General features: G+C 75.4%; 19 protein-coding genes, 1 pseudogene and 1 riboswitch. Of the genes and pseudogenes, 13 read left to right on the forward strand and 7 right to left on the reverse strand.

Annotated features, from left to right (window positions below; all coding sequences use genetic code 11):
- Together BM237_RS08415 and BM237_RS08420 are read left to right on the forward strand one after the other, a co-directional pair.
- Positions 1–199: pseudogene (locus tag BM237_RS08415) on the forward strand (TetR family transcriptional regulator); the annotation flags it as partial.
- 157 nt (positions 200–356) lie between these two features.
- Positions 357–962 (forward strand): response regulator transcription factor, encoded by a 606-nt coding sequence (locus BM237_RS08420; protein WP_175540937.1) that lies wholly within the window; start codon positions 357–359, stop codon positions 960–962.
- Positions 963–1102: 140 nt separating this feature from the next.
- On the opposite strand, the gene BM237_RS08425 is transcribed toward BM237_RS08420, so the two are convergent.
- The 5 genes from BM237_RS08425 to BM237_RS08445 form a co-directional block, all read right to left on the reverse strand.
- Positions 1103–2953, reverse strand: a complete 1851-nt coding sequence (locus BM237_RS08425; protein WP_093849206.1) for an ATP-binding cassette domain-containing protein — start codon at positions 2951–2953, stop codon at positions 1103–1105.
- A 59-nt stretch (positions 2954–3012) separates the two neighbouring features.
- Entirely contained in the window at positions 3013–4845 is a 1833-nt protein-coding gene (locus BM237_RS08430) for an ABC transporter ATP-binding protein (protein WP_093848929.1), read from the reverse strand.
- A 159-nt stretch (positions 4846–5004) separates the two neighbouring features.
- Positions 5005–5130, reverse strand: coding sequence for a SapB/AmfS family lanthipeptide (locus BM237_RS08435; protein ID WP_093654844.1), 126 nt, complete (start codon positions 5128–5130; stop codon positions 5005–5007).
- Complete coding sequence (gene lanKC, locus BM237_RS08440) at positions 5127–7823, reverse strand: class III lanthionine synthetase LanKC (protein WP_093849207.1); 2697 nt, start codon at positions 7821–7823, stop codon at positions 5127–5129. The genes BM237_RS08435 and lanKC overlap by 4 nt, the downstream gene beginning before the upstream one ends.
- Positions 7824–8057: 234 nt before the next feature.
- Positions 8058–9638, reverse strand: coding sequence for a peptidoglycan-binding protein (locus BM237_RS08445; RefSeq protein WP_093848930.1), 1581 nt, complete (start codon positions 9636–9638; stop codon positions 8058–8060).
- Between the two features lie 510 nt (positions 9639–10148).
- A riboswitch (cobalamin riboswitch) is annotated at positions 10149–10201 on the forward strand.
- Positions 10202–10391: 190 nt separating this feature from the next.
- Here BM237_RS08445 and BM237_RS08450 point away from each other — a divergent pair.
- From BM237_RS08450 to BM237_RS08495, 10 genes are all read left to right on the forward strand, one after another.
- On the forward strand, positions 10392–11720 hold the full coding sequence (locus tag BM237_RS08450) for an SCO2321 family membrane protein (protein WP_093848931.1): 1329 nt from the start codon (positions 10392–10394) through the stop codon (positions 11718–11720).
- Entirely contained in the window at positions 11717–12433 is a 717-nt protein-coding gene (locus BM237_RS08455; protein WP_425443666.1) for an SCO2322 family protein, read from the forward strand. Before BM237_RS08450 ends, BM237_RS08455 begins: the two co-directional genes overlap by 4 nt.
- Positions 12430–13620 carry an energy-coupling factor transporter transmembrane component T gene (locus tag BM237_RS08460; protein ID WP_093848932.1) on the forward strand — a complete coding sequence of 397 codons (1191 nt, stop codon included), beginning with the start codon at positions 12430–12432 and terminating at the stop codon, positions 13618–13620. The genes BM237_RS08455 and BM237_RS08460 overlap by 4 nt, the downstream gene beginning before the upstream one ends.
- Complete coding sequence (locus BM237_RS08465) at positions 13617–15284, forward strand: ABC transporter ATP-binding protein (protein WP_093848933.1); 1668 nt, start codon at positions 13617–13619, stop codon at positions 15282–15284. The genes BM237_RS08460 and BM237_RS08465 overlap by 4 nt, the downstream gene beginning before the upstream one ends.
- Before the next feature lie 89 nt (positions 15285–15373).
- Positions 15374–16207 carry an ECF transporter S component gene (locus BM237_RS08470; RefSeq protein WP_245793525.1) on the forward strand — a complete coding sequence of 278 codons (834 nt, stop codon included), beginning with the start codon at positions 15374–15376 and terminating at the stop codon, positions 16205–16207.
- A gap of 36 nt (positions 16208–16243) precedes the next feature.
- On the forward strand, positions 16244–16981 hold the full coding sequence (locus BM237_RS08475) for a GAT domain-containing protein (RefSeq protein WP_175540938.1): 738 nt from the start codon (positions 16244–16246) through the stop codon (positions 16979–16981).
- Positions 16978–17562 carry a hypothetical protein gene (locus BM237_RS08480; RefSeq protein ID WP_093848935.1) on the forward strand — a complete coding sequence of 195 codons (585 nt, stop codon included), beginning with the start codon at positions 16978–16980 and terminating at the stop codon, positions 17560–17562. The genes BM237_RS08475 and BM237_RS08480 overlap by 4 nt, the downstream gene beginning before the upstream one ends.
- Positions 17563–17769: 207 nt before the next feature.
- The gene (locus BM237_RS08485; protein ID WP_093848936.1) at positions 17770–18123 is read left to right on the forward strand and encodes an antibiotic biosynthesis monooxygenase family protein; all 354 of its coding nucleotides are present in this window, start codon (positions 17770–17772) and stop codon (positions 18121–18123) included.
- Positions 18124–18358: 235 nt separating this feature from the next.
- A complete protein-coding gene (locus BM237_RS08490; RefSeq protein ID WP_139238075.1) occupies positions 18359–19132 on the forward strand; it encodes a peptidoglycan-binding domain-containing protein in 774 nt (257 codons plus the stop codon).
- A gap of 146 nt (positions 19133–19278) precedes the next feature.
- Positions 19279–20022, forward strand: coding sequence for an HAD-IA family hydrolase (locus BM237_RS08495; protein WP_093848938.1), 744 nt, complete (start codon positions 19279–19281; stop codon positions 20020–20022).
- A 137-nt stretch (positions 20023–20159) separates the two neighbouring features.
- Here BM237_RS08495 and BM237_RS08500 read toward each other — a convergent pair whose 3' ends face one another.
- Positions 20160–20741 (reverse strand): TMEM165/GDT1 family protein, encoded by a 582-nt coding sequence (locus tag BM237_RS08500; protein ID WP_093848939.1) that lies wholly within the window; start codon positions 20739–20741, stop codon positions 20160–20162.
- 647 nt (positions 20742–21388) lie between these two features.
- On the opposite strand from BM237_RS08500, the gene BM237_RS08505 reads away from it, so the two are divergent.
- A complete protein-coding gene (locus tag BM237_RS08505) occupies positions 21389–22060 on the forward strand; it encodes an HNH endonuclease family protein (protein WP_175540939.1) in 672 nt (223 codons plus the stop codon).
- 126 nt (positions 22061–22186) lie between these two features.
- Here BM237_RS08505 and BM237_RS08510 read toward each other — a convergent pair whose 3' ends face one another.
- The gene (locus tag BM237_RS08510; RefSeq protein ID WP_093848940.1) at positions 22187–22945 is read right to left on the reverse strand and encodes a superoxide dismutase family protein; all 759 of its coding nucleotides are present in this window, start codon (positions 22943–22945) and stop codon (positions 22187–22189) included.
- Positions 22946–23067: the final 122 nt, after the last annotated feature.

Genomic DNA, 23067 nt, shown 5'->3' on the forward strand with positions numbered 1-23067 from the left:
GATCATCCTGGACGCCGTGGGGGCGCGGGACGCGCCGACGCCGAAGCGACTCTCGGTGGTCCGCGTCATCGCGCATACCTGGCATTCGGCACTGATCGGATGGCTTTCCGGACGTGTTTCGATCGAACAGGTCCAAGAAGACATCGAAACGGTTTGCATATTGATCACCGCGGAAACGATCAGCGAAGTGCGCCGGTAGCTCGAACCGGCGGTTCGCGCGCCCCCTATCCGCCTCCAGCGCCCCCGCCTACTTACCGGTACTGGCCGAAACTCTGCGTTAACCAGTGCCATTTGTAGGTATCTGTTGACGGGTGTTCGACAACCGTCCCCCTATCAGGGCACTGGAGGATCCGAACGTGATTCAGGTATTGCTGGTGCACCATTTCGGCCTGCTGCGATCCGGCCTGGCAGCATTGCTCAACGATGCACCCGACCTGGAGGTGCGCGACGTCCCCTGGTCCAGCGATCCCGGCCGGCTCCGGGTCCTGCGGGCGGACGTCTGCGTCGTGGACATGGACGGCCCCGGAGCCCCGGACACGGCCGGTATGACGGAACTGTGTCGGCATATGACATCGGCAAAATGCGGACTATTGGTTCTGGCCACTCCCGGACGGCCCGGCGCGCTGCGCCGCGCCTATGACGCGCAGGCCCTGGGATTCGTCAACAAGGACGCCACCCCGCAGAAGTTGCTCGAAGGGATCCGGAACGTCGCCGCGGGGAAGAGATACGTGGACGAGTCCCTCGCCCACGATCTGCTGCGCGCCGCGGACATGCCCCTGACGGCGAGGGAACTGAGCGTTCTGTCGCTGGCCGCCAGGGGCGCGACGGTGTCCGAGATAGCCGGGCGGCTGCACCTCTCGCACGGCACCATACGCAACTACATGTCGGCGATCACCCGTAAGACCGGGGCGCGCAACAGGATCGACGCCATACGCATATCGCAGGGCGCCGGCTGGGTGTAGGCGCCGGCGGAGCGAGGGCCCGACCGGACCGCCGTCCGGCCGGGCGCACATGTGCGCGGGCACGCGTGCGCCCGGCCGGACGGGGCCTCGGGCACGGGGCTCGGGCGCGGGCCTCGGGTACGGGCCTCGGGTACGGGGCCTCAGGCCGGGGTGCTCTCCCGGCCCGGCCGGGCGGCGGGCCGGGTGTCGCGGCCGGTGTGCCAGCGCCCCACCAGATCGCGGTACAGCGGTGAGCGCTCCAGCAGTTCGCGGTGGCTTCCGGCGGTGGCGCGGGCGCCGTCCATCACCAGTACCCGGTCGGCCCGGTGCGCCGAGCTGATCCGGTGGGCGATCACCACCAGCGTGCCGGGCCGGTCCGCGAACGCCCGCTCGGCGCGCTCCTCCGCCTCCGGGTCCAGATGGCAGGTGGCCTCGTCCAGCAGCACCAGGGGCGCGGGCGACAGATGGGCCCGGCCCAGCGCGATGAGCTGCCGCTCCCCCTGGGAGAGGGCGGCCGGGTCGACCACCGCGTCCAGCCCGCCCAGTTCGGCGGCCAGCGGGCCGAGCCCGACCGCCGCCACCGAGGCGGCCACCCTCTCCTCCGGGCCGCTCTCCGGCGGGCCGCCGGGCAGACCGTCCGGGCACAGGTAGAGCAGGTTCTCGCGCAGGGTGCCGGTGAACACATACGCCTGCTGCGGGATCAGCACACGCCGCCGCGCCGACTCGCCGGCGTCCCTCCCGGCGGCAGGGGGCGGGGCGCCGTCCACCAGCACCTCGCCCCGGCCGGGGGTGAGCAGGCCCGCCACCAGAGCGGCGAGGGTGGACTTGCCGATGCCGCTGGGACCCACGACGACCAGATGCTCGCCGGGCTCGACGGTGAGGTCCACCTCGCGCAGCACCGGCTGGGCGCCGGGGCCGTAGGCGAAGGTCACCGAGCGCAGCTCCACCCGGGAGCCCGCCGCGGGCCGGGCGGAGGCGGGGGCAGAGGCGGCGGGCACGGGCGCGGGGGTCGGCTTCGCGGCGTCCGGCGCGCCCTCCCGCCGCGGGTCCGCGCCGACGAGCCGGTCCAGGATCACCAGCAGCCGGGTGCCGGCCGCCCCCAGGGCGCTCATCAGGGTCCGCAGAGCGGGCAGCAGCGACTGGGTCAGATAGGTCAGCGCGCCCAGCAGCGCACCCGCCGTGAGCCCCCGGTCCAGCAGCCACGGGGTGGCCAGCAGCAGCAGCACGACGGGCAGATGCCCGGCCACCCCCAGCGCCACGGTGCGCGCGGCGGCCCACCGGGCAAGCGAACGGGCCGCCCTCACCTCGGTGGCCACCAGTGCGTCCGCCTCACCGGCGGTGCGCCGCTCGGCGCCGCACGCCACGACGTCCCGCAGCCCGGCCGCGACGGCTCCGTAGCGCGTGGAGAGGGCCTCGTCCGCGTCCAGGAAGTCCCGCTGGCGCGCCGCCATCGGCACCAGCGTGGCCGTGAAGAGCAGCAGTCCCAGCACCAGGGGCGGCAGTACCACCAGAAGCAGCAGGGGGTGCAGGGAGGCCAGCCCGGCCAGCGCCCCGGCCGCGGTGAAGACGAAGGAGCGCAGCACCAGCACCAGCCCGGCGAAGCTGTCCCGGGCCAGCTCGGTCTGGTGGGTGAGGCGGGAGACGGAGGAACTGTCCGTCCGGGCCGGTTCGGCCACCGCCCCGTGCAGGGCGCGGGTCACCACGTGGCGCAGCAGCCCGTCGCGCAGCGGCTCCACGAGGTCGGCCAGCCCGCGGAAGACCCCCCGCACCGCCAGGCCGCCGGCGACGGTCGCCACGGCGGCCACCGCCAGCCAGGCCAGCCCCGTCCCGGTGCTCCCGGCCAGGAAGCCGCGGTCCAGTGCCTGGGCCACGCCGTAGCCGACCAGGAAGGTCTGCGCGGACTCCAGCAGCGACCAGCCGCCGAGCCGGACCAGGACGCGCCGGCGGCGGCGCAGGAAGCGCGCGGCGCGCGGCAGGAGGCGGCGGGCCGGGCCCGGGGCGGTACGGTTCACCGGGTTCACCGGGTTCACCGGGTTCACCGGGTCCACCGGGTCCACCGGGTCCACCGGGTTCACCGCCTCTCCTCCGCCGCGGCGCGGGCCTCCGGGACCCGCGGCTCCTCCCGGTCCTCCGGGTCGCCCCCGGCCGCGAACACCGCCCGGTAGTCCGGCAGTTCCCACAGCGCCTCGTGCGGCCCGACCGCCCGCACCCGGCCGTCCTCCAGCCAGGCCACCAGATCCGCACGGGCCGCGGAGGAGACGCGGTGCGCGATCAGCAGCCGGGTGCCGGCCCGCACCCGGCCCGTCAGCGCCCGGCTCACCTGGAGTTCGGTGACGCTGTCCAGGCTGGAGGTGGCGTCGTCCAGCACCAGCAGCCGTCCCGCGTGGGCGAAGGCCCGGGCCAGGCCCAGGCGCTGGAACTCGCCGCCGGACAGCGGCGCGTCCGCCAGCCCGGTGCCGTACCCGGCGGGCAGGCGGCGGACGAAGGCGTCCGCGCTGGCCGCCCGCGCGGCGTCCTCGACGGCGGCGGGGCCCGGATCGTGGGAGCCGAAGGCGACCGCCTCGCCGACGGTGCGCCCGAACAGGGCCGGCCGCTCGAAGGCGTAGCCGACCTCGCGGCGCAGTTCGGCGGGGCCGAGCCCGTCCAGCGGGACGCCGTCGAGCAGCACCCGCCCCTCGTCGGGGTCGGCCAGGCGCCCGGCGAGCGCGGCGAGGGTGGACTTGCCCGAACCGGACCGCCCCACCACGGCCATCGTGGTGCCGCCCGGCACCACCAGATCGACGTCGCGCAGCACCTCGCGTCCGCCGCGCACGGCGGTGACGCCGCGCAGCTCCAGCCGTCCGGTGCCGTCCGGCGGCAGCGCGCGGCGGCCGTACGCGACCGGGGGCACGGCCAGCAGTTCGCCCACCCGGCGGGCCGCGGCGCGGCTGCGCACCAGGGCGCCGAGCCGGCCGGTGACGGCGCCGACCCCGGCGGCCAGGGCCGCGTAGCGGGAGGCGGCCAGCAGTTCGCCGACGCTCAGCTCCCCGGCCGCCAGCCGCACCCCGCCCACCGCCAGGACGGCGATCGTCAGCAGGGGGACCAGGACGCCGCCGCCGACCATGGCCTGCCCGTACACCTGCCACATCCGCCGCCCCTGGGCGGCCAGTTCGGGCAGCGGGGCCAGGATGCGGGCGCGTTCGCGGTCGGCGGTGCCCGCGGCGGCGAGGGTACGGGCGCCGGCGAGCGCCTCGACCAGGCGCGCGGCGATCTCGCCCTGGACGCGCTGGTAGCGCGAGACGCTGTCGGAGGAGCCGCGGGCGAAGGCGCGCAGCAGCAGCACCAGCAGGGGGACCCCGGCGCAGAAGGCGGCGGCGAGCCAGGGGTCCACCAGCACCAGCGCCGCCAGGGCGCCGAGCGGGGTGATGAGCGAGGAGACGGTGGTGGCGGCGGCGGCGGGGGCCCCGCCGGCCTCGGCCGCGTTGCCCGACAGCCGGGTCACCAGGTCGCCGTGGTCGAAGCGGGCCGCCCGCCGGGGGCCCACGGCCAGCAGGTGCTCCAGTCCGCGGCGGCGCAGCCAGGCGGTGGAGCGGGCGTCGGTGGTGCCGGTGAGATGGGCGCTCACCGCGTCCAGCAGCACCTCGGCCGCGACCAGCAGCGCGCACAGCGCCGTCCAGCGGGCGGCCTCCCCGGCGCCGTTCAGCGCCAGGTCGAGGGTGTGCCCGAGCGCGGCGGGCAGGGCGATGGTCGCGGCGGCGGACGCGGTGGCGAGCAGGCAGATCGCCGTGGCGCGCCCGGCGCTGTGGCGGATCGCGGCCGTCAGGACGCGGCCGGCCTCGGTGCCGGTGGCGGCCGTACCGGCCCTACCGGCCTTGTCGGCGGCGGGATCGGCGGCGGCGGGATCGGCGGCGGGCTGGGGCGCCATGGGCGGTGGGCTCCTCGCGTCCGTGGGCGGCGCGGCAAGGGTACGCGCGGGGCGGCCGGGGTAGACCTGGGATACGGGGACGCGGTCCCGGGCGCTGTGACCGCCCGGGACCGCGTCGACCGTTTCACCACCGCGAGGTCAGACCCCGCGGCGCCGGGGTCAGCGGCAGGTGGTGACGCTCAGGGAGCTGTCACCGCACAGCAGCAGGCTGGCCTCGGAGCCACCGCCGGCGACGGTGCCCTTGTCCTCGGAGGTCTCCAGGGTCTGCAGGTCGAGAAGCGTCATTTCTCTGTTCCTTTCGTTTCCGTGGGGACGGGATTTTCCGGTACGGCCTCCCTGACGAGAGACCGGCTCTGGGGCCGCCTCGGGGGCGGCGGGAGGAAGGGCAGGTGCACGGGGGTCTCGTGCAGCGCGCTGCCCAGGGCGAGCAGACAGCCGGCCGTGCCGGTGGCGATGTCCATCGACAGGCGCATCATCTGCTCGCCGGGGAAGGCCAGCAGGCCCTGGTACGGGACGGCGGCCCGGGTCAGCGAGGCGATCTGGCGGCGCAGGTCGGCCTCGTGGGAGCCGGGGTCGCCGACGGTGGTGCGGCTCAGGTGCAGGATCATCCCGGCCGTGCCCCGGAACAGGGCGGGCTGGGCGTAGAACCTGGAGCGGGCGGCCCTGAGGATGTCGTGCCGCGCCCGCTCGAACCGCTCGTCGTCGCGGTGGGCGGCGTAGTCGTCCAGCACCATCCCGATGCCGATACTGCCCTCGCCCAGGTAGGGCATGGTGCGCCAGCCCTCGTCCACCTGGAGGGCGCCGCCGGCGCTCGTCACGCAGTGGTCGAGGTCGCGCCGCAGGGCGTCGGCGGCGAGGTCGAGCAGTCCGGGCTCGCCGGTGCGCTCGTACAGCCGCAGGAAGAGCAGGGCCTGGCCGGCCGAGCCGTACAGCAGTCCGGCCCGGGGTCCGCGTCCGGCCTCGCGTCCGCCCTTGTCGGCGACGAGGCGGGCGCAGCGCAGCGCCGCTTCGTGCAGGGCGCTCTCTCCGGTGGAGGCGGCCAGACAGTCCAGCGCCAGGCCGATGCCGGACAGCCCGCCGTGCAGGTCGGGCGCCAGATCGTCCCAGGGCTGTTCCACGACCGTCCCGGCCAGTTCCAGGGCCCGGTCGGTGTGGCCGAAGCGCTCCAGGGTCCAGGCGATGCCGGACAGTCCGTCGTAGAAGCCCACAGAGGTGCCGGAGGCGGGTTCCTTGGTCCTGCGCAGCAGCCAGTCCTCGGCGTCCGGGCACCTCTCGGCGCCGGTCTCGGCCAGGGCGTGGAGCACGCCGGCCGCGCCGTTGGCGAAGGAGGCGCCGCCGCCGGCGGCGAACTGGGCTATGTCGCCGGGGAAGAAGCGGTCCTCGCGTTCGGGGGTGGCCGAGGCGAGTATCGCCCGCACCATCGAGTCGCGGCTGCGCGGCCAGTCGGCGGGGTGGACGGGCAGGTAGCCCCGCCCGGGCGCGCCCGTCGCGGCGCCCGCCGTCCCCTCCTGGGCCGTGCCGCCCGGCCCGCGCCCGGCGCCGTCCGGCTCCGGGGGCTCCCAGCCGCGGAGGATCTCCGCCACGGCCTCGTCCAGGAACTCGCGCGGTACGGGGAACTCCTCGGCCACCAGCTCGGCCAGGTGCGCCGCCTTGCCCCGGTCGATCGCCAGCAGACTGGTCTGCGGCAGGAAGAGCGCGATGCGCAGGCAGGCCAGGGCGTAGCGGTCGACGTCGAACCCCCTGCGGTCGGCGGGGGCGATGAAGCCGGGGTTGGCGATGACCTGCCGGCGGCCCTCGTCGATGTGGGCGGCGGCCTCGAAGTCCAGCAGCGTCACCGACCGCTCGTCCTCGGAGACCATGATGTTGAACAGGTGCAGGTCGTTGAAGACGACGCCGCGGGCGTGGACGGCCTCGACGGCCTCCTCCACCAGCCGGTGGACGCGCAGGGCCCACTCGGTGTACCCGGCGATCGCCTCCGGGCCGGGGTCCGCCTCGATCAGCGGGTGGCGCAGGGCGAAGAAGCTGTTGAGCGGCCGGCCGTCGACGTACTCCAGCACCAGGAACCAGTGGTCGCCGAGCTGGAACCAGTCGCGCACCTCGGGGGTCTGGGGCAGGCCCGACAGCCTCTCCAGCGCCTCCTTCTCACGGCGCAGGCGGGTCACGGCGTCGGCTCCGTCGGCGGCGAGGCCGGCGTGGGGGCGGCCCTCCTTGAGGACGACCTTCTCGCCGGTGCGGGTGTCGGTGCCGACGTACACGCCTCCGCCGTTGGAGAAGTGCAGTGCCTTCTCGATGCGGTAGGGGATGTCGGCGACCTTCGCCGCGCCGCGGGCCTCCAGGTGGGGGCGCAGGAAGTCGGGGAGGGTGATCCAGTCGGGCACGTGGAAGGCCGGGTCCCTGCGGTCGGGCACCAGGCGGCCCTCGGCGTCCTCGACGGCGGGACGCAGCTCGCCGTCCTCGTAGCAGTGCCGCTCGGTGAAGCTGCCCCAGCGCACGTACACCGGGCCGTTCCCCCAGCGCAGGTCGCTGAGGATGTACGGGCCGCTCTCGCCGGCCAGCAGCGCGTCGAGGTCCTCGGCGATGGTGCGGCACCGCTCTTCGCCGGCCGGGTAGACGGTGACGAACTTGCCGCTGGCGCCGCGGTCGGCGTACTTGGCGTTGCGGTTGTGCAGCAGGTAGCGGCTGGGCATGAACTTGAAGGCCACGCCCCGGGACACGCAGTAGTCCCAGACCTTCTCCAGGATCCGCTCGGCGTTGTCCAGGCAGGCCGAGACGTGGATCTTCCAGCCCTGGGCGGGGAGTTCGGCGTCCAGCGGGCGCAGGGCCAGCCAGTCGCCGGAGCGGTGGCGCTGCCAGCCGTCGGGGGCCGGGCGGCGGGCGGCCTCGTAGGTGCCGGCCCGTCCGGTCTCGTCCGAGAGGCGGTGGGGGGCGTCGTAGAAGTGGCGGTCCGCGTCGCAGAAGACGGCGTAGCCCTTGCTCATCGTTCCCCCTTCGGCCTTCTCGGTCACCGGCGGCGTCTGGGGAAGACCTTTCCATGGCGCCGAAGGGGCGGAACAGTCACAGCTGTCATGAGTCGGCTGTGAGGAACTCACGAGTAACTTACGTGTCGGGAAAGGGCGTTGCGGGCGCGTGGAGAAACACCGGTCCGCACCGCCGGGCGGCGGTGCGGACCGGTGTGACGTGGCGGGCCGGGCAGCGGTTCCCGGCGGCCCGACCTAGCGGCCGGCCTGGAGCGCGCCCCAGGTGCCGCTGCCGACGATGCCGTCCACGGTCAGGCCGCGGCTGCTCTGGTAGTCGCGCACGGCGGTCTCGGTGTTCGGGCCGAAGGCGCCGTCGATGCCCACGGTGCGGCCGAGCGCGGCGGTCAGGGAGCGCTGCAGCCGCTCCACGTCCGCGCCCGAACTCCCCCGCCTCAGGACGGGCTTGGTGCCGGCCGACAGCAGGGCGGTCCAGGTGCGGGCGCCCACGACGCCGTCGGCGGTCAGGGAGCGGCTGCTCTGGAAGGCCCGCACCGCGCTCTCGGTGCCGGAGCCGAAGACGCCGTCCACCGCGCCGGCGTCGAAGCCCCTGTCGTTCAGCAACTGCTGGGCCGCCTTCACCTGGGCGCCGGTCGAGCCGCTGCGCAGGGTGCTGTAGGAGGTGAAGTTCAGCTGGACGGGGGCGGTGGCGTCACCGTCGCGGACCAGCTGCATGTAGTAGGTCCAGTTCCAGTTGGGGCCGGGGTCGGTGTGGTCGTTGCCCGGCACCTCGACGTGGCCGACGATGTGCGAGCGGTCCTTGGGGATGCCGTGGCGGTCGCACAGGTGGCGGGTCAGGGCGGCCGAGGAGCGGTACATGGCGTCGGTGAACCAGGAGGGGTTGTCGACGTAGCCCTCGTGCTCCAGGCCGATGGAGTAGGGGTTGCCGGACCTGGCGTGCCAGGCGGTGTCGCGGTCGCGGACCATCTGTGTGACCTCGCCGTCCGAGGAGCGGATCACGTAGTGGGCGCTGACGTTGGAGCTGGGGTTCTGGAACCAGCTGATCGAGCCGGCGTAGGAGCCCTGGGTGACATGGACGACCACATGGGTGATCGACGACGAGCGGCCGGAGGTGTAGTTGCTGGAGTGCGCCGCCACCCACCTCGCGGGCGGGTAGTCGGCGCTCAGCGTCCCCGCCTCGGACGAGGCGCCCAGCGGCCGGACCTTCGCGTAGCGGCCGCGCTCCGGCTCGGTCTCCCTCGGCCGTACGGTGACCCGTTCGCCGGCCGGGGTCAGGGCGCTGAAGCCGTCCTCCAGGAAGTCGTAGACGGTGTCGGCGTACAGCCGGGCGGTGCGCTCGTCGTCCGCGCCGCCGTAGCGGGCCACCACCGGGTACCAGGCGTCCGCGTCGCGGCGTTCGGCGGCGTCCAGGCCCAGCTCGTCGGCGTAGGAGCGCAGGACGGCGGCGCCGCCGAGGATGTTGGCGGCGGTGTCCTTCCTGAGGTCGGCGGCCGGCTCGCCGGTCAGCGCGGCGGCCTTCTCCAGGGTGCGGCGTTCGGGGTTGCTGACCAGGTGCATCACGCCGTAGCCGCCCGCGTGGCTGGGTTCGCCGCCGTGGCCGTCGAGGTGGGTCTCCCCGTAGCCCACCGCGACCAGCAGGTCGCGCGGGACCTGGAACTCGTCGGCCGCCCGCTCGAAGGCCCGGTTCACCGGGGCGCGCGGGTCCGGTTCGGCGGGGGCGGCGTTCGCGGGCTGGCCGGTGGCGATCAGCGCCGCGGCGGCCGCGGTGGCGAGCACGGATGTGCCCGCCCGTCTCCAGGTGGTGAGGCGTCGGAACATTCTTCCTCCCGGTCAGCCATGCGCGTGGGGGGGGTGAGCGTCTGCCGCTCGCTCACGCCTGTGGTCGGAAGGAATTCCTATCCTGAAAGACATGTACACGTCAACAATTTCCCGGATTTCCCCGGTGATTCCCGTCCACCGCGGACAGGAATTCCGCACAGGGCCCCGGAAAAGCCCGGAAAAGGCCCGAAAAGCAGCATCCGGCCGCCCGGACGGCAGCCGCCGCCTGCGCGGACGGCCCCCGGCGCGACCGTCCCCGCGCCGGGGGTATTCGCGCCCCCGCAGAGACTGGCGGATCCGTGCTACGCGCGTCAACGAAATGCGCCGGGGACCATGGGAGTTCTTTGGTGTGAACCATTGGAAAGGGCTGCGGAACGGACGGGAGAACCGCGCCGGAACATCCCGTCGCGCGCCACGGCCGGGATCGCCGGTGTGATCCCGCTCCCACCTGCGGCCCGGCCGGAACCGCGCCCGTTAGAGTGAGGCGCGAAACGTCCTGTGCCCGAGTGGGGGAAGCCGGTGCGAATCCGGCGCTGACCCGCAACCGTGAGCGGGCGGACACCGACCCGTCCGCCGTACAGCCGGAGCACCCGTCCGGGCACACAAGGCTCCCGGAGCCGTCCCCGCCGCACGGCGGGGCGCGGCCCCGGCACCGGCACCGTCGAGGAATGCGGAGCCGAGCCCGGTGTGCCCCGTGCGGTGAGCGCGGCCGGCCGTCCGTGCACGGCTGCGCCACGAGAAAGGCACCCGCCCATGTCCCTGCGCCGCACCGCCGCGGCCCTGGCCGCCTCCACCGTGCTCTGCGCGGTCGCGGCCCCCGTCGCCGCCGCCGACGAGTCGCCGTCCGCGCAGGCCCCGGCGCAGCGGGACCTGCCCTCCGGGCTGTACGGGAAGGACGACCCGCAGTACGACGGCGTGTGGCGCCAGTCGACGGCCCTGCTGGCCCAGGACGCGGTCGGGGTGAAGCCCGCGTCCAAGGCCGTGTCGTGGCTGACCGGCCAGCAGTGCGAGGACGGCTCCTTCGCCTCCTACCGCCCCGACCCCACCGAGGCGTGCACCGCCAAGACGGTGGCCGACGTCAACGCCACGGCCGCCGCCGTCCAGGCGCTGGCCGCCCTCGGCGGCCACGGCGAGCGGGTGGAGCGGGCCGTGAAGTGGCTGCGGCTGGTCCAGAACGACGACGGCGGCTGGGGCTTCAACCCCGGCAGCCCCAGCGACGCCAACTCCGTCTCCGTCGTGATCGGCGCCCTGGACGCCGCGGGCGAGGACCCGGCCAAGGCGCTCTCGGCCAAGGGCGAGAAGTCCCCCTACGACTCCCTCCTCGGCTTCCAGCTCGGCTGCGACGCCGAGGAGGACGAGCGCGGCGCCTTCGCCTACCAGCCCGACGAGAAGGGCCGCCTCGCCGCGAACGACGACGCCACGGCCGCCGCCGTGCTGGCCGCCCGCGGCGCGGGCCCGGCCACCGGGCCGGGCGGCGAGGACGGCGAGGACGGCGGCGGTGAGGACCGCGGCGCCGCGAAGGCCCTGGAGTGCGACAAGGGCGGCGAGGACGGCGCGGAGCGCACTCCGGCCGAGGCCGCCGACGCCGGCGCCGCGTATCTGACGCGGGTGCTGGGGGCGGGCGGCGGACATCTGAAGTCCGCCATGCCCGGCGCCGAGGAGCAGCCGGACTACGGCAACACCGCCGACGCCGTGATCGCCCTGGCCGCGGGCGGCCACCGCGACGCCGCCGCCAAGTCCCTGACCTGGCTGGAGGAGAACCTCGGCTCCTGGGACAAGGCCACCACCAGCCCGGCCGCCCTGGGCCAGCTCGTGCTGGCCGCCCGCGCCGCGGGCGGCGACCCGGCCGACTTCGGCGGGGTGAACCTGGTCGAGCGGTTGAACGCCACCGGCCCGGCCCCGGTGCACGTCCCCTCCGGCACGAACGGCGGCGAGGACGGCGGCGAGGACGGCGGCCGTCAGGGTGCCGCCAAGGACGACGACGACGGCTCGCCGGTGATGTGGTCCCTCATCGGCGCGGGCCTGGCCGCCGGAGCGGGCGCCGGCTTCCTGATCAGCATGCGCAAGAGGCGGGCGCGGTGACCGCGCCGCGCACCGTGCTCGCCGGCGTGGTCACCGCCGTGCTCGCGGGTCTGTTCACCGCCGTGCTGTCGGCGGTGGGCACCGCCCCCGCGCACGCCGCCGGCTACCGCTACTGGTCCTTCTGGGAACGCGACGGCGGCCAGTGGACGTACGCCACCCAGGGGCCGGGCACGCTGCGGCCCGAGGACGGCGACGTGCTGGGCTTCCGGTTCGCCGTCAGCGAGGACTCCGCCGAGGCCGACGAGCCCCGCGGAGCCGGCGACTTCGAGGAGATCTGCGGCGGCACCGAGGCCGGGGAGGGGGACAAGCGGATCGCGCTGAGCATCGACTTCGGCACCCGGGCCGACGCGCCCGAGGGGGAGAAGCCGCCCCCGGGCCGCACCGAGTGCGCGCGCGTGCCCGAGGACGGGACGGCCGCCGAAGCGCTGGCCGCCGTGCTGAAACCGCTGCGGTACAACTCCGACTCGCTGCTGTGCGCCATCGCCGGCTATCCGCGCACCGGCTGCGGTGAGCAGGTCTCCGACTCCGCGGCACGGACGGCCGGCGCCTCCGGTGGCTCCGAGGACTCGGCCGCTCCCGGGGACACCGGTACATCCGCGGACACCGCCCCGGAGGACGGCGGCGGCCCCTCCGCCGGGCTGATCGGGGGTGGTGCCGTCGTCGCCGTGCTCGCCGCCGCGGCCGTCTGGCAGGCCCGCCGGCGCCGGTCATGACCCCCCGGCAGCCCCTGTCGGCCCTGCGCGTCCTGCGCGCCCCGCGTGCGACGCGCTCCAACGCGCTGCACGCGGGCGCCTGGTGGCTGTGGGCGCTGGGGCTGGCCACCGCCGCCTCCCGCACCACCAACCCACTGCTGCTGGCCCTGATCATCGCCGTCACGGCATACGTCGTCGCGGCCCGCCGCACCGACGCGCCCTGGGCCCGCGGCTACGGCGCCTTCCTCAAGATCGCCCTGGCGGTGCTGGTGATCCGGCTGTTCTTCGCCGTCTTCCTCGGCTCCCCGATCCCCGGCACCACCGTGCTGTTCACCCTCCCCGAGGTGCCGCTGCCCGACTGGGCCCAGGGCGTGCGCATCGGCGGCCGGGTCACGGCCGAGGGGCTGGTGTTCGCGCTGCGCGACGGGCTGAAGCTGGCCACCATGCTGGTGTGCGTCGGCGCGGCCAACGCCCTGGCCAGCCCCGCCCGGCTGCTCAAGTCCCTGCCCGCCGCGCTGTACGAGGCGGGGATGGCCGTGGTCGTGGCGATGACGTTCGCCCCCCATCTGATCGCCGACGTCCGCCGGCTGCGGGCCGCCCGCCGGCTGCGCGGCCGCGACGACAAGGGCATCAGGGCGGTGCTGCGGATCGGGCTGCCGGTCCTGGAGGGCGCGCTGGAGCGCTCGGTGGCGCTGGCCGCCTCGATGGACGCGCGCGGCTACGGCCGCACCGCGCGGGTACCACCCGCCGTGCGCCGCACCACCGCCGCCCTCACCCTGGGCGGACTGCTGGGCGTGTGCGCCGGTACGTACGGGCTGCTGGCCGCCCAGGGCGCGGCTCTGGGGCTGCCGGTGCTGCTGCTCGGGCTGGCCGCCGCGCTCGGCGGGCTGTGGCTGGGCGGGCGCCGCGCGGTGCGCAGCCGCTACCGGCCCGACCGCTGGGGAACGCGCGCCTGGCTGGTGTCGGCGTCCGGCGCGGCGGTCGGCGCGGCCGTGGCCTGGGCCGCCTCCCGCCTCCCGGAGGCCCTCGACCCGCCCCCGGTGCCGCTGACCGCGCCCGAGCTGCCGCTGTGGCCCGCCGCGGCCGTACTGGCCGGGCTGCTCCCGGCCTTCGTCGCCCCCGTACCCGCCCCCCGAACCGAAACCGACGCCGGGTCCGTCTCCCGCACCGGGCAGACCCCGCCGGCGAAGGAGACGACCCGCGCATGATCCGCTTCGACCAGGTCTCCGTCACCTACGGGGACGGCGCCGCCCCCGTCGTGCACGGGGTGGACCTCACCGTGCCCGAGGGCGAGCTGGTGCTCGTCGTCGGCCCGTCCGGCGTGGGCAAGTCCACACTGCTGGGCACCGTGTCCGGGCTGGTACCGCACTTCACCGGCGGCACCCTGCACGGCCGGGTGACCGTGGACGGCCGCGACACCCGCGAGCACCGGCCGCGCGAACTGGCCGACGTGGTCGGCACCGTGGGCCAGGACCCGCTCGCCCACTTCGTCACCGACACCGTCGAGGACGAACTCGCCTACGGCATGGAGTGCCTGGGCCTGCCGCCGGACACCATGCGCCGCCGTGTCGAGGAGACCCTGGACCTGCTGGGCCTGGCCGATCTGCGCGACCGCCCCGTCGCCGCCCTCTCCGGCGGGCAGATGCAGCGCGTCGCCATCGGTTCGGTGCTGACCACCCACCCGAAGGTGCTGGTGCTGGACGAGCCGACCTCCGCGCTCGACCCGGCCGCCGCCGAGGAGGTGCTGGCCGTCCTCCAGCGGCTGGTACACGACCTGGGCACCACCGTGCTGATGGCCGAACACCGCCTGGAGCGCGTGGTGCAGTACGCGGACCAGGTGCTGCTGCTGCCGGCGCCCGGCGCCGCGCCGGTGCTGGGCGAGCCGGCCGAGGTGATGGCGCTCTCCCCGGTCCGTCCGCCCGTCGTCGCCCTGGGGCGGCTGGCCGGCTGGTCCCCGCTGCCGCTGTCGGTGCGGGACGCGCGCCGCAGGGCGGCCGGGCTGCGGGAGCGGCTGGACGCGCTGGAGCCGCCCGCCGAACGCGACGGGTCCGGCGGGTCCGGCGGGTCCGGCTCGCCGGGCGGGGCCGGCGGCGAACCGCTGGCCGAGGTCTCCTCGTTGACCGTGCGCCGCGGCCGGATCACCGCCCTGGAGGAGGTGGACCTGACGGTGCGGCCGGGCGAGACGATCGCCCTGATGGGCCGCAACGGCGCGGGCAAGTCCACCCTGCTGAACACCCTGGTCGGCATGTACGAGCCCGCGCGCGGCACGGTGCGCCTGGGCGGCGCGTCCGGCGCCGTGCCGCACCGCACCCGGCCCTCCGAACTGCTGCGCCGCGTCGGCCTGGTGCCGCAGGACCCGCGCGACCTGCTGTACGCGGACACCGTCGCCGCCGAGTGCGCCGGCGCGGACCGCGACGCGGACGCCGAGCCCGGCACCTGCCGCGCCCTGGTCTCCACCCTGCTGCCGGACGTCCACGACGACACCCATCCGCGCGATCTGTCCGAGGGCCAGCGCCTGGCCCTGGCGCTCGCCGTCGTCCTCACCGCGGCCCCTCCCCTGCTGCTCCTGGACGAGCCGACGCGCGGTCTGGACTACGCGGCCAAGGAGCGGCTGACGGGTGTGCTGCGCGCGCTGGCGGACGACGGCCACGCCGTCGTCCTGGCCACCCACGACGTGGAGCTCGCCGCCGAACTCGCCCGCCGGGTGGTGATCCTGGCCGACGGCGAGATCGTCGCGGACGGTCCGAGTACCGAGGTCGTCACCTCCTCCCCCGCCTTCGCCCCGCAGACCGCGAAGATCCTCGCCCCCCGGCGCTGGCTCACGGTCGGCCAGGTGCGGACGGCCCTGGAGGAAGCGGGGGTGAGCGTGTGACCGGCGCCCCGGAGACTCCCGGCACCCCCGGCGCCCCCGGCTCCGGACGGAGCGAACAGGCCGGACGGAGCGAACAGGCCGACCGCCAGGTGCGCGCCGTACGGATCGGACCGCGCTCCGCCGCGGCCCTGGGCATCGTCTCGGCCATCGGCGTGGCGGCCTTCGGCTGGCCGCTGCTGGCCGACTCCGCCTCCGGACTGGCCCACTCCGGGGACGCGCCCTGGCTGTTCGCCGCGCTGCTGCCGCTGCTGCTGGCCGTGGCGGTGGCGGCCGTGGCCGACACCGGGCTGGACGCCAAGGCCGTGGCGATGCTCGGCGTGCTGGCCGCCGCCGGGGCCGCGCTGCGCCCGCTGGGCGCGGGCACGGCGGGCCTGGAGCCGATGTTCTTCCTGATGGTGCTCTCCGGCCGGGTGCTGGGGCCGGGCTTCGGCTTCGTCCTGGGCGCGGTGTCGATGTTCGCCTCGGCTCTGCTGACCGGCGGGGTCGGGCCGTGGCTGCCGTTCCAGATGCTGTCGATGGGCTGGGTGGCGATGGGCGCGGGCCTGCTGCCCGGCCCCCACAGTCTGCGCGGGCGGCGGGAACTGGCGCTGCTCGCCGCGTACGGGGCCGTCGCCTCGGTGCTGTACGGCGTGGTGATGAACCTCCAGGGCTGGCCGTTCATCAGCGGACTGGCCAGCGGGATCTCCCATGTGCCCGGGGATCCGCTGGAGGTGAAGCTGGCCAAGTTCGCCGCCTACGTCCTGGCCACCTCCCTCGGCTGGGACCTGCCGCGCGCCCTGCTGACCGTGGTGCTCACCCTCACCGTGGGCGGCACGGTGCTACGGGCGCTGCGCCGCGCCACACGGCGGGCGGCGTTCGACGCGCCGGCGTCCTTCACCGGGGCCCCGTTTGCGCGGAGCGAGGGCGGCAACGCGGAGAGTTGACAGCCCGAGCAAGGGGACACTCGTGGAAGGCGAGCCATGTCCACAGGTTTGATCATCACGTTGATCGTGGCGGCGGTCGTCGTCCTCGCGATCGCCGCGTTCCTCGCCAGGCGCGGCGGCGGACCGCACTCCGTCAAGCGGCGGTTCGGCCCGGAGTACGAGCGGACCGTCGCCCAGCACAACGGCGACACCAAGGCCGCCGAGCGGGAGCTGAGTGAGCGGCTCCGGCGCCACGGCGAACTGCGGGCGAAGCCGCTGAGCCCGCGGGAGCGCGAGGAGTACGCGGCCCAGTGGGCCACCGTGCAGGAACGATTCGTCGACGCGCCGGTGGAGGCGGTCGTCTCCGCCGACCGGCTGCTGAGTCGGCTGGCCGAGGCGCGCGGCTTCCCCGGCGACGGGTACGACGAGCAGGTCTCCGCGCTCTCCGTGCACCACCCCCGGCGCGTCCAGGGCTACCGCGAGGTGCACGCCGTGGCCGTGCTGGCCCGCGAGGGCCAGGCCGACACCGAGCGGCTGCGCGAGGCGCTGGTGCACGCCCGCGCACTGTACGAGGACCTGATGGAGCAGTCCGCGCACGACTCCCACGGCGGCGGGCGGCCGCACGAGCAGGATTACGAGCACAGCCGCGAACACGACCGTGACCGCGAGCACGACCGCGCCCACGACCGCGCGCACGCCGACGGCTCCGGATCGCGGGGCCACGGCCGTCTCTCCGAGCGGCTGCACCTGCCCGGAGCGGTGCGCCGCCACGACACCTCCGGAGGCAGGGCATGAGCACGAACGGACACATCCCCGCGGAGCGCCGGGCCCCGCTGGCCGATCGCGCCGGCCGGCCCGAGTGGACGGACGACGCGCCCCCGGCCGACGGGGCCGGCCGGACGGAGCCGATGGCGGCTGTGGAGCCGGTCGAGCCGGTGGCGCCGACCGGGTCCGCGGACCGGGCGGACGGACAGGCACCGCCTCCCTCCTCACCGCACGGACCGCTCGGCAAGAGCACCGGGACGTCGGCGGGAACGCCGGCGGAACCGGGAGCGGCGGCGCACGGTGACGCGAACGGACACCGCCCGGAGGGCGGGGACACCGGCGCCGGCCTGCTGCCCCCCGGGGAGCGCGAGCGGTTCGGCAGGCGGCTGCACGAGGCGGTGACGGGTTTCGTCGACGGGCCCCGGCGCTCGGTCGAGGAGGCGGACGCCGTGTTCGAGGAGATCTCCCGCCGCATCACCGAACTGCTCACCGAGAACCACCGCAAACTGCGCGAGCCCTGGCACGGCGAGGACTCCGCGGAGCGCACGGAGGATCTGCGCAGGGCGCTGCGGGAGTACCGCGACGCCGCCGACCGGCTTCTGCGGCTCTGATCCGAAGACCGCCGAGATCCGAAGACCGCCGACCGGCAGCCGCACCCGGCGACCCGGCCCCGTCCGCGGGCCGGGTCGCCGCCGTGTGCCGGCACCGCCGCCCGCGCCCTCGGTGCTGTACGCCGCAGAGCGCCGCACAGCACCACAAGCCGGACCGGCCGCCGTGCCGCGGCCCCTGCGGGCCGGGGCGGAAGGCACGATGGGGGCATGAGCATCGTGAAGATCAACGTTCTGACCGTCCCCTCCGAACAGCGGGAGGAACTCGAGCGGCGGTTCGCCTCCCGGGCCGGGGCGGTGGAGTCCTCCGACGGTTTCGAGTGGTTCGAGCTGCTCCGCCCCGTGGAGGGGACCGACCGCTACCTCGTCTACACCCGCTGGCGCGACGAGGCCGCTTTCCAGGCGTGGATGTCGGGCCCGATGAAGTCGGCGCACCAGGGCGGCGGCAGCGGCTCAGGCCGCCCGGGCGGCGGCGCGGGCCGGGGCCCGGCGGCGTCCGACTCCACCGTCTGGACCTTCGAGGTCGTCCAGCAGGCGGCTCCGAAGTCCGGGGCGGAGGACTGAGCCCCGCCCCGGCCCCGTCCGCCCGGCCCCGGGCGCCTCGTCCGGGGCCGGGCGGACGGAAGTGACCGGTGGGCACAAAGGGGGCCGAGAGCGTCCAGTAACCTCTGTGGCACTTTCGGATGGAGGGGAGCTCGCAGTGGCGGATACGCCCATCTGCCCCATATGCCACAGGCCCGCGGACGACTCCGGCCGGGCGAGCTGCCGGTGCGCCGGGGTCGAGGTGCTGCCGCGGCCGGTGACACAGCCGGACCGGGGGCCGGACCCGGCCGACCTGGCGATGTTCCCCGAGGGGGCCCGGCGGGCGGACGGCGACACCGCCCCCCTGCCGCTGGTGACCGGCGGCAGGGCCGCCCCGCGCCGCCGCATCGGACGCGGCATGGCGCTGGCCGTGGGCGGCACCGCGGTGGCCGTGGTGGGTTCCGGCCTCCTTGTGGCCGGACTGTTCACACGGGGGGACGATCCCTTCGACGAGGCCCGGTTCGGCGATCGCGGCGGCGCCCCGACCGCGGTGGTGCCCACCGACGGCAAGGGCGGGCAGTCGGCCGACACCGATCCCGACGGCTCCGCCTCCCCCTCGGTCTCCCCGTCGGCCACGGCCTCCCCCTCCGCCTCCGCCTCCGCCAGTCCCCCGCGGAGCCGTACGCCGTCCTCCTCCCCCACCCCCTCCCGTACCGCCGAAGTGTCCGCGAGCATCTCCCCGGCGCCCTCCGCTCCCACCTCTCCGGGCGGGGGCGGCTGGGACGGCGACCGGGACGGCGACGACAGCGGCGGCCCGCCGCGCACGCTGCGCGAGGGCGACTCGGGCCCGGATGTCGCCGAGCTGCAGTACCGGCTGGCCGCGGTGGGCGCCTACGACGCCCGCAGGCACGGCGTGGACGGCGTGTACGACGGCGAGGTCACCGAAGGGGTGTCCACGTTCCAGGCCTGGTACGGGGTGCGTGGCGACCCCGATGGCGTCTACGGGCCGCACACCCGGCGCGCCCTGGAGAGGGTCACGCGCAGAGACTGACGCCGGGCCGATTGGCGCAAACGCGGAATGCTTTGTATCGTGGAGGAACAAAGTGGCTCCGCCCGTTCCCCGTTCCTGACGACGGGGGCCCCTGACCCGGCGGGCGGGCCACTTGCCCCGCCTTCCAGCCGTTGGAGCCACCCGCCATGCCCTCGGACACCCCGGACTCCCCGAAAGCCCAGGACGTCCAGGACGCCCAGGACGCCCGCCCCGCCGGGGGCAGGCCCGCGGCACCGCTGACGGCCCGCGCACTGCTGCTGGACATGGACGGCACCCTGGTCGACTCCGACGCCGCCGTCGAGCGCGTCTGGCGCGACTGGGCCGCCGGACACGGCCTGGACGGGGACGAGGTCATGAAGGTGGTGCACGGCCGGCAGGGCCACGCCACGATGGCCGAGCTGCTGCCCGGCCGCCCGATGGAGGTCAACCACGCCGAGAACCGGCGCCTGCTGGAGCGGGAGACCGCCGACACCGAGGGCGTGGTACCGGTGCCGGGCGCTCCCGCCTTCCTCTCGGCGATCGAGCACCTCCCCCACGCACTGGTGACCTCGGCCAGCGTCCCCCTGGCCACCGCCCGGATGAACGCGGCGGGCCTGCGGATGCCGCCGGTGCGGGTCACCGCTGAGTCGGTCGGTGCCGGCAAGCCTCATCCGGAGGGCTTCCTGAAGGCCGCGGGCGAACTGGGCTTCGCGCCGGAGGAGTGCGTGGTCTTCGAGGACTCCGGGGCCGGTGTCGCGGCGGGCCGCGCGGCCGGCATGCGAGTGGTCGGCGTCGGGCCCCGGGCGGCGGCCTTCGGGCCGACCGCCCATGTGCCGACGCTGGAGGGGATCCGCGTGGAGCCCCTGCCCGGCGGCGGGCTGCGCCTGCACCTGGCGCCCGGGCCCCGCTGAGCCCGCACCGCCTCCCCTCCCCCGAACACACGCCCCCCGCCTGGAACCTTCCTCCCCGCCGGTTCCGGGTGGGGGGCGTGATCACTCGCGGTGCCCCGGCCGGGCGGCCGGGGCACCCTCGGTGGCGGGCCGGCCGGTCAGCCGGTGAACGCCTCGTAGAAGCTGAGGGCGGCCAGCACCAGCATCACGCCCGCCGCGATCCGGGAGATCAGACGCAGGGGCACACGGCGCATCAGCGCGCGCCCGCCCAGGATGCCGATGGCCGCGACCGACCACAGGGCGATCACCGCGCCGAGGGCGACCGAGAGCGGGCTGTCGTAGCGGGCGGCGAGGTTGGCCGTCATGATCTGGGTGAGGTCGCCGAACTCCGCGACCAGGATCAGCATGAAACCGCTGCCCGCCACCTTCCAGAAGGACTGGTCGGAGGGCTTGCGGACCTCCTCGTCACCGTCGTCCTTCCGCAGCAGCAGCATCAGCGCGCCCGCCAGGAACAGCGCGCCGGTGATGCCCTGCACCAGTTGCTGCGGCAGCAGGGTCAGCACACTGCCCGCGGCTACGGCCAGCGCGACGTGCAGCACGAAGGCGGCCGCGACTCCGGCGAAGACGTACGAGGCCCGGTAGCGGGTGCCGAGCACCAGTCCGGCGAGCGCCGTCTTGTCGGGCAGTTCGGCGAGGAAGACCACGCCGAAGGTCACTGCGGCGGCGGTGATGCTGAACATGCGGGAAGAACCCCTCACAAGGTCGGGCCGCCCTGCCGAGGGGCCCGCGGGGGCGAGCACGCTTCGGCACGGCAGCGTCGTGGGCGGCTTGTGTGAAGCCGTGGACACTGCGGCCGAAGGTCTCGCCGGCACGGTGCGCGAGCACCGGCTCCGGGCGCCGGGCCGGCCGTACGGGTACGGCGCGGCCAGTATGTCGACGGTCCGGCGAAGAGCTACTCCCCTTCAGACGCCGACCAGCCTACGCGATGCCCCGCGCGTTCCCGCGCCCACCGTGGGCCGGGCCGCCCGCGTACGGCGTCCCCCCGGGCGGCGGCACACCGCCGTGACCAGTGAGGACACCGGTACGGTGCCCGCGCGCGCCGGTGGGCCGCACCGCCGGTGTGACCGGAACCACGGCCGTGCGGTCCCGCACCGTGCCGGACCCGGCCCGCCGGCCCTAGGGGCCTCGCACGGCGGCTCCGGCGCTCCGCGCCGGCCCCGCACGCGGGCCCGGTGCTCCGAGCGCGTCGATCGGTCCGGGCAGCGGTCTTGATCTGACGTGCCCATGTCGTCATTCTGTCATCTGGCGCCCGCCGGGAGGAAACCTTTCGGCGCCACCCTGACGGCGTTCCTTCCACTCAACTTCCCCCCATTTCCAGGGAGTTCGTATGCACGGCATGCGCCTGCCCGCTTCGCGGCGCGGCTTCTACGCGCGTCGATCCACCACCCTCGGCGCGCTCATCGCTCTCTGCGCCGGTCTGCTGTTCCTGAGCGCCCCCACCGCCCAGGCCGCGCCCCCCACTCCGCCGAGCGCGTCCACCGCCCGCTCCTACCTCGCCTCCCTGACGGTCCGCGCCGAGGGCTCGTCGGACGGCTACAGCCGCGACAAGTTCCCGCACTGGATCACCCAGAGCGGCACCTGCAACACCCGTGAGGTCGTCCTCGAGCGCGACGGCACCGGCGTGGTGCGGGACAGCAGCTGCAGGGCCACCAGCGGCCGCTGGTACTCGCCCTACGACGGCGCCACCTGGTACGCGGCCTCCGACGTGGACATCGACCACGTCGTGCCGCTGGCCGAGGCGTGGCGCTCGGGCGCGAGCTCCTGGAGCACCTCCAAGCGGCAGTCGTTCGCCAACAACCTGTCCATCGCGCAGCTCATCGCCGTGACCGACAACGTCAACCAGTCCAAGGGCGACAAGGACCCCGCGGAGTGGATGCCGCCGCGCTCCGCCTACCACTGCACCTACGCCCGGATGTGGGTCTGGGTGAAGTACAGCTACGGCCTGTCCGTGGACTCCGCCGAGAAGAGCAGGCTCGGCAGCGTGCTGAGCGGCTGCTGACCGGACGCGGCGCCCGTCGCCCTCCGGTCGCGGCCCCGACCCGCGGCGGGAAGACGGCGGGGCCCGGCCGATCGCCTCGGCCGGGCCCCGCCGGAATCCGCCGCCCCTGCCTCCCGGGCGCCGGGGCTACCTCCCGGGCGCCGGGTCGAGCGACACCGTGACGCAGGCCAGCCGCCTGCCCGCGTCACCGGCGCGCCCGGGGTCGTGCCGCGTGCGGTGCTCGTGGATCACCACGGACCGCGCCTCGCCGGCGCGGAAGCGCCACATGTGGCTGGACAGCGCGCGGCCCTCGCCGTGCTCGTCGGTCGTGAAGTCCAGCCAGACCTCGTTCTCCGGGTTGGCGTGGCGGGGGCCGGCGGACGAGCCTCGCGGGGCGGGGACGTTGCGGTAGTGCGGGCCGGAGTCACCGGGCCGGGCGCCGCACGGCCCGGTGTGGACGTGCGCCCCGTAGTCGCGGTCCTCGGGCAGCCCGCGCACGTCCAGCGCGACCGTCATGCCCCGGCGGCTGTCGTACCGGGCCACCGAGACCTGGGCTCCGACGGGGACGAGGGCCCGGTCGTACGTCACCGCGGCCGGCACGGTGGACTTCCCCGGCGGTGCGAACTCGGCCCCCGCCCACGCCACCCGGTGTCTGCCCCCGATCCCGAAGCCGCCGATGCCGATGTCCGCGACCGACTCGACGGCGCCGAGGAGCTCGGCCGTCCCGACGGGTTCGGCCGCTCCCGCACCGCCCGCCGGTCCCGCGGCGGTCAGCAGCGCCGCCGCCGCGGCCGTCGCGGCGGCCGCGGCCACCGCCTTGCGCGCGGCCCCGCTCCCCGCCCTGCTCGCCGTCCCGTCCGCCGCCCTGTCCGCTGTACTGTCCGCCGGTTTCCTGCCCCTGAGCATGTCGGCCCCTCCTGCTCGGTTCGTCGTGTCGTTCCGTACGGCCGCCCATGCTCCGCCGACTCCGGCCGGACGGCGGGGAGATGACGTGCCGCGGCACCCCAGCTGATCCTCACGGGTGACGC

Source organism: Streptomyces mangrovi (assembly GCF_900114215.1).
Classification (GTDB): Bacteria; Actinomycetota; Actinomycetes; order Streptomycetales; family Streptomycetaceae; genus Streptomyces; species Streptomyces barkulensis.